Annotated in this window: 1 tRNA gene and 2 pseudogenes; 2 read left to right on the top strand and 1 reads right to left on the bottom strand. The window is 52.4% G+C overall.

The features are described from left to right. Positions 1 to 205 precede the first annotated feature (205 nt). Positions 206 to 279, bottom strand: a tRNA-Gly gene (locus ALO64_RS15900). Between ALO64_RS15900 and ALO64_RS26375 the strand changes: the two are divergent. Both ALO64_RS26375 and ALO64_RS25565 read left to right on the top strand, forming a co-directional pair. Beyond that, a pseudogene (locus tag ALO64_RS26375) lies at positions 276 to 368 on the top strand (DedA family protein); the annotation flags it as partial. The gene ALO64_RS15900 and the pseudogene ALO64_RS26375 overlap by 4 nt on opposite strands. A gap of 150 nt (positions 369 to 518) precedes the next feature. Beyond that, a pseudogene (locus ALO64_RS25565) lies at positions 519 to 909 on the top strand (Fic family protein); the annotation flags it as partial.

Here is a 909-nt window from a genome sequence, read left to right as displayed (position 1 = left end):
AAAAACTGATACTCCCACAGGCGACTGAAGGTTGGTGAGTAAACGGAAAAGGACAATCCGCTTGGCTTTTCAGGCAGACTTGAGAGGGGGAGCTTCGCTTTTTTCGAGGACAGCTGACCGCACCCAGGTAACGCTTGAGCGAGGGGAGTAGGGAGTAAGGAGTAAGGAGTAAGGGAGGGTGAACCAGAGGCTCAAGATCAAGGGGTGGAGCGGGTAGAGGGAATCGAACCCTCAACTAAAGCTTGGGAAGCTTTCGTTTTACCACTAAACTATACCCGCTCTGGGGGAGCTTTCTGCTGGTTGTCACTTTTGCAAAAGCTTTACGCTATTTGACGCTGACAGCGCTCACGCTGGGGTGGGCGGTATAGAGGAGATCGGCGGTGGTGACTCGAATAGTGGGTAGACACTCCAGATAGAGTGCCCGGTTTCGCTTTGATACTTATTTCAATTTTGCAAAAAATTGAAATAAACCCCCAACCTCCGTACTCTCCATCTCAAATTCCTGGAAATTTGAAATCATGGTCAAGTCGCCGCCTGCGCTCATCCAGAATCCGTTCGCCATGATTATCAGCGACCACGCCGATCAGGCAGACGCCTATCTTGAGCTTGCGCAGCCCTTCGATGCGCAGGGACGTTATCTGCATTTCGATAAACTGCGTTTCAGATTTCCGAAATCGCTGGATGCAGCTCTGGCCTGGTCGGTCGTCAGGCAAGCCAGAAATCGCCAGCTAGTCACGGCCATATCTCTGGGTGAACCATCTCGGCCCTGCGGCTTTCTCTATACGCCTGCAATGCAAATGGCTGTCTCTGCCGGTGACCAGAATACGACCACAGCGGCGCTGGAATGGATGTGCTCCAGAATTGGAGAGTCCAGGCAACTGACGTACCTGCTTAAGGAAGCTCCGAGCA

It is taken from the genome of Pseudomonas meliae (assembly GCF_001400515.1).
GTDB classification, from domain to species: domain Bacteria; phylum Pseudomonadota; class Gammaproteobacteria; order Pseudomonadales; family Pseudomonadaceae; genus Aquipseudomonas; species Aquipseudomonas amygdali.
This window is presented reverse-complemented; position numbering and strand designations above follow the sequence as displayed.